This is a genomic window from Clostridium sp. CF012, from assembly GCF_018861755.1.
GTDB lineage: Bacteria > Bacillota > Clostridia > Clostridiales > Clostridiaceae > Clostridium_AD.
Genome location: NZ_JAHLEF010000065.1, coordinates 1 through 6621, shown reverse-complemented (window position 1 = coordinate 6621; position 6621 = coordinate 1). Strand labels below are relative to the sequence as shown.

9 protein-coding genes are annotated in these 6621 nt (G+C 30.0%); 1 reads left to right on the top strand and 8 read right to left on the bottom strand.

The window, feature by feature from the left end; translation table 11 throughout:
• Positions 1–760: 760 nt before the first annotated feature.
• The 3 genes from KPL50_RS25915 to KPL50_RS25905 form a co-directional block, all read right to left on the bottom strand.
• Positions 761–1012, bottom strand: a complete 252-nt coding sequence (locus KPL50_RS25915) for a hypothetical protein (RefSeq protein WP_216301377.1) — start codon at positions 1010–1012, stop codon at positions 761–763.
• Between the two features lie 245 nt (positions 1013–1257).
• A complete protein-coding gene (locus tag KPL50_RS25910; RefSeq protein ID WP_216301376.1) occupies positions 1258–1773 on the bottom strand; it encodes a GNAT family N-acetyltransferase in 516 nt (171 codons plus the stop codon).
• A 385-nt stretch (positions 1774–2158) separates the two neighbouring features.
• Positions 2159–2752, bottom strand: a complete 594-nt coding sequence (locus KPL50_RS25905) for a hypothetical protein (protein WP_216301375.1) — start codon at positions 2750–2752, stop codon at positions 2159–2161.
• Positions 2753–2930: 178 nt separating this feature from the next.
• On the opposite strand from KPL50_RS25905, the gene KPL50_RS25900 reads away from it, so the two are divergent.
• Positions 2931–3296: a YmaF family protein gene (locus tag KPL50_RS25900; RefSeq protein ID WP_216301374.1), complete on the top strand. Its 366-nt coding sequence runs from the start codon at positions 2931–2933 to the stop codon at positions 3294–3296.
• A 482-nt stretch (positions 3297–3778) separates the two neighbouring features.
• On the opposite strand, the gene KPL50_RS25895 is transcribed toward KPL50_RS25900, so the two are convergent.
• From KPL50_RS25895 to KPL50_RS25875, 5 genes are all read right to left on the bottom strand, one after another.
• Complete coding sequence (locus tag KPL50_RS25895; RefSeq protein ID WP_216301373.1) at positions 3779–3952, bottom strand: hypothetical protein; 174 nt, start codon at positions 3950–3952, stop codon at positions 3779–3781.
• Between the two features lie 19 nt (positions 3953–3971).
• Positions 3972–5021, bottom strand: coding sequence for a hypothetical protein (locus KPL50_RS25890; protein ID WP_216301372.1), 1050 nt, complete (start codon positions 5019–5021; stop codon positions 3972–3974).
• Positions 5022–5223: 202 nt separating this feature from the next.
• Positions 5224–5520 carry a hypothetical protein gene (locus KPL50_RS25885; protein WP_216301371.1) on the bottom strand — a complete coding sequence of 99 codons (297 nt, stop codon included), beginning with the start codon at positions 5518–5520 and terminating at the stop codon, positions 5224–5226.
• 22 nt (positions 5521–5542) lie between these two features.
• Positions 5543–6229, bottom strand: coding sequence for an N-acetylmuramoyl-L-alanine amidase (locus KPL50_RS25880; protein WP_216301370.1), 687 nt, complete (start codon positions 6227–6229; stop codon positions 5543–5545).
• 34 nt (positions 6230–6263) lie between these two features.
• Positions 6264–6621: holin family protein (locus tag KPL50_RS25875; protein WP_216301369.1), on the bottom strand; the 358-nt coding region annotated here is incomplete at its 5' end.

Genomic DNA, 6621 nt, shown 5'->3' with positions numbered 1-6621 from the left:
AAAGACAATTTTGACCATTATCTCACATATTACCATATATTATGTTGCATTCATACGCTTTTCGCCAGCCATGATACGACATTTAATATATTTACTATTCTTAAAAATTGAACTTATATCCCATAAAAATTACAATTATATTTAATTTCACTATTTTTATAAGCATTCAATACCCAAATGTGAAAATTTACAAATACTTTTAGTGAATATATAACAAAGCATATTGTAATATATTACCATAATATTATATAAATGTAAATATTAGAGATATACAATCATTTGGTAAAATAAAAAAACAAACCCTCTCAGGTGCCTATAATGTGACAATATTCTCTTCTTGCTATGACGTCCTATTTTCCTATGTGATTTTCTAACCTTTGTAATCGTTGGTATAACTTGCTTTATACTAGTATTGATTAATTGTAACTATTGCGACAAAGTTCAAGTCGTATAAAAAGACACCCTTTAGGATGCCTTTATTTGCTTGCTTTCTTCAATTCTTCCAGAAGTTTTTCTTCTTCCACAAATTCTCTCATTTTCATTATCACCCAGGTACTATTTTCCTTCCACTAACAATTGTAGCGAAAGTGGGAATATGATTATATATAATTGTAAGCAACTTAATTTCTATAAAAATAAGCAAAATAAAAAGACTATTTAAAGTCCTTATTTTGCCTTAAATTACTTTTCATGTAAATCCATTATTATCTTTCTCTTAGATTAAGATAGATACCTATAGAATACTCCATAGATATCCATCTTAATTTATTTTAAACCTTAAGCTCATCTCATGCTTTTTTTTGCGAAAATTAATGGCTTGTCTACCTACACCTATTACAACGGTTACAATTATTAAACCTATTACAATGGTCACAATCATCAAACCAATCATCGCACCAATCATTACACCATACATTAAAGAATTCATTGCATCTATTTTTACATCTATCGTTACATCTTTGATTACATCTATCATTACATCTATCATTACATCTATCATTACATCTATCATTACATTGGTGACATTTATTTGACATATATAAACTTCACCTCCTATATTTCCTTTAATATATAATATGAGGCTTGTCTATTTATGTGCAGAGTAATTACTAGGTAAGAGCACACTTTCTAACAAATACTTTACGACATTTTTTATCGCAGTATTTTCCTAAATCGTAGCAAAACAAAACACTTCTAACTTTTATTGATTGCAGCGCTTAATATGAAGAAAGCGAATCAAGTAACTTAAATTTATATTCATACACTGTATAATGATTTTGCTATAGCCATATCATAGCATCCCCACATTTCATCTTTATACGAAAATCCATTTTTCAAATACTTTTCATCAACAAAGCCTACATTTTGATAACACCTATGAGCACTTGGATTATTGTCAAAAACTTTTAAAGTTACCCTTGACATATTTAATATTTCAAAGGCATATCTTATTACCTGATTCACCATTTGCTTTCCAAACCCATTATTTCTTTTTGATGAATCAGTAATAACAAAGCCAACATGTATACTATCATTTTCATAATCAGCATTCATCATTGCTATGTACCCAGCAGGAGTTCCTTTTTCATCCAAAGCAGTAAAGAGCCATCCTTTTTCATTATTTTCAAAACTTTCTTTTGTTTCTTTCATTGATTCTTCTGTCAAAGGATATGTTATCTTATTAGCACACCACTTCACAAAATCTTCTTCGTTGTCTATCCATTTAACAATATATTTCGCATCGCATGATTTATATGTTCTTAATCTTAGCATTCTATTTATCCTCTGATTCATGTTGAAGTAAAAACTCTTTATTAGGAATACAAGAAATTAATTATTGAATTTCTTTACAATTAAATTTTTCAATTTTTATTAACATGTCAACCATCCTCCATTTACTTAATTGTTAGCATTTAAATGCTTATTAATTTAAGCATAAATGATTACGTTGCGTAAGGTACAAGTGAAATTTATACAAATTCATAGCTTCATAGTTTTTTACAAGTGGTCTTAATCTATATTTAATAAATTCCACTCAACACAATTTTCTCCTGCTACTATTGTAATAACAGATAAAAAATAAAACCCCAAGGTATACCTCAGGGCTTCATTAACTATTCTTAAAATCTCATTTCATCATGGATATTAGCGGCTAAAACTAATATCCATGATGATCATGATGATCACCATGATGACCATGATCGAACATTCTTCTCCTTCTTCTTCTTCTTCCAAGTAAATCTCTGATAAACAGTATTCTGCTTAAATCCTCAATACCACCTCTTCTGTCAAATCGACGTCTTTGTCTCATTTCCTCATCATCATTTCGATTATCATCATCGTCATCTCTATAATGTTCTTCGTACTTGTCACATACGTCTTTACAAATATGATCCATTTCATTCTTGCTAGGGCAATACATTGTGCCATGTATGGACTCCAGCATATCACAATGATGCTTTACCATGGGATATATCCTCATGTAAATCTTAGGATACATGCTTTTTAAATCTTTATCATCCTCATCATATTCATCATCTTCATCATACATAGGCATATTCATCATAGGCATATACATCATTGGCATACACATCATTGGCATATACATCATAGGCATATCCTTCATGGGCATATCCTTCATAGGCATATCCTTCATAGGCATATTCGTCATAGACATATCCTTCATAGGCATATTCGTCATGGGAATATTCTGTCCAAGATTTTCATAATCTTTACTACGATAGTTGTACATAAGTACCTCCAAAATAATATTCACCCTTTATACTATTCTGTTTTTATTGTTTTGTTACAATAGCCTTTCTTTTCCCCTTGCAATAGCATACGTTTCAACTTGTATATTTCTTTGTTTTTAGTGTCATTTTTGATTAAGCTACATATTATATACTGTCGAAGGACAAGGAGTGATGTTAATGTCAAAACATGATGATAAAGATTGTTGTAAAAAAGAACCGCAATTTCACGACCATGAATTTGAAGGAAGCGTTAGAATAGCTGAATTAGGTACAGCTGATGCTCATAATCATAGATTTGCTGGAGTATCCAGTCCTGCAATACCAGTTGAATGTGGACATGTTCATAAAGTTAAAACAAGAACAGACTTTTTTGATCACTTTCATATAATTGAAGCAGTTACTGGTCTACCGATACCTGTTGGCAATGATGGCAAGCATGTCCATTTTGTAGAGGCTGAAACTAATGTCGTTGATGATCATTTCCATGAGTTAATATTTGCTACACTTATAAATGCTCCAATATTTGAAGAAGAAAACTGTTAGTATAAATGCAGAGTTGAACAGATGTTTCTGTTCAACTCTGCTCTTTAGTATATTTCATACCATCACTCCTATTTTATATTTATATTTATTTTCTATGATACTATTACAATCATTATCCTATAAATTACACATAAATAAACTAACAATACTTATATCCACAAATCTCCATAGTATAACATTTCAAAATACGAACATAATATTACTGACATAATAATTCAATAACATTATAACAAATTTCAGCTTCCAATTTAGAATGGGAAATATATTCTCTTTTAGTTAACCATAGCTATAGGAGAGGGGCATATATTTCCATTCTATATTGTTTTCTTATATATTAGCATATCATTTTATAAAAATAGCACTACTTCAATTATAAAAAACAGTTAAGATAAATAAGAAAGCCCGAAGCTAGATTTCTCTAACCTCAGGCTTAAATTATTTTTATCCATTTGTCATAGTAGCATAATCTTAAAATCATTCTATTAATTATTTGAAATGATTTTATTGACTTCCTTAATTCTTTTTAAACTAGTCTTTTCAATATACAGTTTTAGTTTCTCAGATATTTTGGGAAACATAATCATAATTATCTTATATATTTTCAGCATAAACTTAACATAATTTAACTTTAGTTTTTGAAGTTTATACTTTTTCATACAATACACCGCCTTTATTTTAAGATACCGCTCCATCATTTACTGGTAACGAAATAAACTCTTTGTTTGCTAAAGCTTTTTTAAAATCTTCACTTTTGCTTAAAACTTTTTTATTTATTTTAATATCAGGACTAGATGATAATAATATATTAGATTGTTTCATTAATAGTACCAATGTTTCTTTTGCTATTTCATCATGTTCGTCCACATTTAAACCTAAGGCTCTCATTTCACTTACAAGATTAAAATGTTCCTTAAATAATTCAGTACTTTCAACCAAATTTTGCTTTTTACCATCTCTAGTGAAATTTCTAATCCATAACCCATGAGTACTTTCTAAAAATTTACCCAAGACCTTTAAGATTCCTACTTCTCCTATAAAGGTCATTAAAAAACTACCAGTTTCCATTCTAACTATTTTTAATGGTAGTGGATTGCCAATGTTTGCTATCTCACATAATTTTTCATAAATAATATACATAGGATCAGTTATTCTACCATATGTATTTCTATCAAAAGTTTCATTCAATAATCTAATCTCAAATATATCTGATTCAATCCCTTTATTGAGCCCTAAACTAATTATATTCAAATAATCTACTATGAATTTAAAGTTAGTATATGTATTTTTCATAAGATGCAGGGCTTCAATAAACCCATAATATTGGTTAGCTCTCTGGGTACTATCTGTAAGTTTCTTATATTCATGTATTATCTTATATGCTTTTTTAAAATCATCACTTATTATTGTACTTTTTTCTTCCAATCCACTTATTCTAACCGCTCTAAAATTACTTAGTATCTCACCATACTCTAGGAAATCAATGCAAATTAAAATTTCTCTAAGCTTGTCAATATATTGAGCGGTTTGATCAGTAAGGTTATTTGCTTCCGCTGCAGAACTTGAATAACTATTGTGAATTTTCCTTAAATATACTTTACTTAAAGCTGAGTTCGTCCAGCTTTCATGAAGTTGCAATATCTTATCAACATCTTGAATTATAAAATCAAGTTTTTCAAGTTCTTCCTTTTGTTCATTTAGCCCATTAACATAATCATTAAAAATCATAAAGTTCCCCCTATTATTCTTGTACCCTCACCTAAAATACTATATAATAGGAGCATATAGTAAGAATACGATTTACTTTTAGAAACCACTACTGATTATTCGTCAAAGTGGTTTCTTTCTTTCTTTATTTTATTACATTTTACTAAAATAAACAAGTTTATCCAAGATTTACGAACTTTAATTACTTATTCTTTGCTATTATTTATTCACCATCATCAGTAAAATCTTTAGCTTTATTGTACAAGTAATGTACTATGTTCCTCATGCGCTGCTCGTTTATAAATAAAGTTATTTTTTTAGGTAAAAATTGATATGCTTTACGGATTACCCACTCTTCTTGCTGTGATCCACTTTTAAGTATTGCATCTTTTGCCAAAGACTTTGCTTGAAGCATAAGGGCATACGACTGTGATTTAAATTTCTGCCACTCCAATGCTGCATAAAGGATAATGGCCAATACTACCATGATTATAAATCTATATTCAAATAATAATTTCATTTTAACAAGCCCTCCTAAAATCTTATTTTATATCTATGAAGCTTTCAAATCCCACTTTTTTAAGTTCAGAAACTCTCTGATCAGCATTTGCTCTATCTGCAAAGGATCCTGTTACTACTCTATAAATTACATTTGATACAGGAGGCTTTATAACTGGATTTGTCGGTATAACAATTTCTTTATAATTTATCCCAAGCTGTGACAAAATAGCTTTTGTTATAGCCTTTATCATTTCATTTCTTTTACTGTCAAACCTATTGTTATCATCGGTATTATCGATAAAACCTAACTCGACTAATATGGAAGCACATTTTGTTTCTCTAAGAACATGAAAATTAGCTTCTTTAACGCCTCTATTAACAAACCCCAATGTCAGTAAATTTGCCTGAACCTTATTTGCTAGAGATTTAGCTTTTGCGCTTCCATTCAAATAAGTAAATACTTCCACGCCTTTCGCCTTTTCAGGTTCAAAAGCGTTTCTGTGAAATGATATAAAGTAATCATAATTCTTTCTATTTTCAAAATTACTTCTATCACTCAAACTTACTGTAGTATCGCTAGTTCTTATCTCATCTACAGTGACGCCATGCCTTCTCATTTCTACCGCTACTGCTTTGCCTAAGCCCAATACATCATTAGATTCTTTTCTGCCTTTGTAACAGGCTCCACCATCATTTCCACCGTGCCCATAATCAAAACATAAAATCATATCCATTCCTCCTTTAAATTTAAAAGAAATAAGGCTATTTGTCCTGTTCCTTAATTTCTTTTTTATTTCCTTCTTTAAGCTGTACTAAAATATTTTTTAATGCATTTGGGAAGGGCACCCCTAGCCTAATTGCATTCTCCAAGATAGAAAGACCTTCCATTCCAATATAAAACCAAATTACTAATGTACGAAATACCCACCCTTGCCCCATAAGCCTGTCCACCATTACTGCAAGTACAAGAATAATTAATACTGTAAATTTCTTTTTAAGTCCATTGAAGCCTATATCAGAGCTTAGGTTTTTTTCTTTAGTTCCACACATAAGACCCATTAAATAGTCCAACCCCATGCAGCAAAACAATACCTGCACTCCCGTTTCCCAAATTCCAAAA

Bases quoted from the DNA above. Each gene is read 5' to 3' on its own strand.
- KPL50_RS25915 (WP_216301377.1), bottom strand. From the start codon at position 1,012: ATGATAGATGTAATGATAGATGTAATGATAGATGTAATGATAGATGTA.
- KPL50_RS25880 (WP_216301370.1), bottom strand. From the start codon at position 6,229: ATGATTTTATGTTTTGATTATGGGCACGGTGGAAATGATGGTGGAGCC.
- KPL50_RS25905 (WP_216301375.1), bottom strand. From the start codon at position 2,752: ATGTACAACTATCGTAGTAAAGATTATGAAAATCTTGGACAGAATATT.
- KPL50_RS25910 (WP_216301376.1), bottom strand. From the start codon at position 1,773: ATGCTAAGATTAAGAACATATAAATCATGCGATGCGAAATATATTGTT.
- KPL50_RS25885 (WP_216301371.1), bottom strand. From the start codon at position 5,520: ATGAAATTATTATTTGAATATAGATTTATAATCATGGTAGTATTGGCC.
- KPL50_RS25900 (WP_216301374.1), top strand. From the start codon at position 2,931: ATGTCAAAACATGATGATAAAGATTGTTGTAAAAAAGAACCGCAATTT.
- KPL50_RS25890 (WP_216301372.1), bottom strand. From the start codon at position 5,021: ATGATTTTTAATGATTATGTTAATGGGCTAAATGAACAAAAGGAAGAA.
- KPL50_RS25895 (WP_216301373.1), bottom strand. From the start codon at position 3,952: ATGAAAAAGTATAAACTTCAAAAACTAAAGTTAAATTATGTTAAGTTT.